The sequence below is a fragment of the Methylobacterium sp. WL18 genome (assembly GCF_008040015.1).
In the GTDB taxonomy this organism is placed as follows: domain Bacteria; phylum Pseudomonadota; class Alphaproteobacteria; order Rhizobiales; family Beijerinckiaceae; genus Methylobacterium; species Methylobacterium mesophilicum.
Window position 1 is genome coordinate 1 of sequence record NZ_VRVD01001242.1, and the last position, 595, is coordinate 595.

Here is a 595-nt window from a genome sequence, read left to right on the forward strand (position 1 = left end):
TCCTCCAGGCGCCCGTGTCCGGCGAGGTAGCCGATCCGCGCCACCAGGACAGGCGCGGGCGCCCCGGTCCCGACATCGCGATCCGTGCCGGCTTCGAGCGCCGCGATGCTCCGGTTGGCCGCATCCGCCCGCCAGGCGGACACGCCGAAGCCCAAGGCCGCGAGGCCGAGCAGCACCGGCAAGGCGAGGAGGAGCCGCGGCCGAAGCCGGCCCCAGAGGCGGCGACCGGACTCACGCATGGCTGGACGCGGCACGGATGCCCTCTCGCCTGCGGGCTACGGTGTTCACGCGCCGGCTTGCGCCGGCCGCGACGTGCCCCCTCTCCCGTGCGGGAGAGGGTTGGGGTGAGGGATGCGCCCTATCCGGAAGAACCTGTCCCCTCACCCTGTCCCTCTCCCGCACGGGAGAGGGGACCCGCGCCTCTCCAGGATACGTGCGTACTCTCCTCCCCCTTGCGGGGAGGAGTTGGAGGTGGGGATGGTTCAGAAGGCACCGCTGGGCCCCATCCGGCACCACCCCCACCCCGGTGGCTTTTTAAAAAAAGAAGCGGCCCACGAAAAAAAGTGTGTTGATGTGGGGGGGGGCCGGATAAATT

The 595-nt window shown here is 70.4% G+C and carries 1 pseudogene; it reads right to left on the minus strand.

The window, feature by feature from the left end:
- Positions 1–254 (minus strand): annotated as a pseudogene (locus tag FV228_RS32090) (MxaK protein); the annotation flags it as partial.
- Positions 255–595 lie beyond the last annotated feature (341 nt).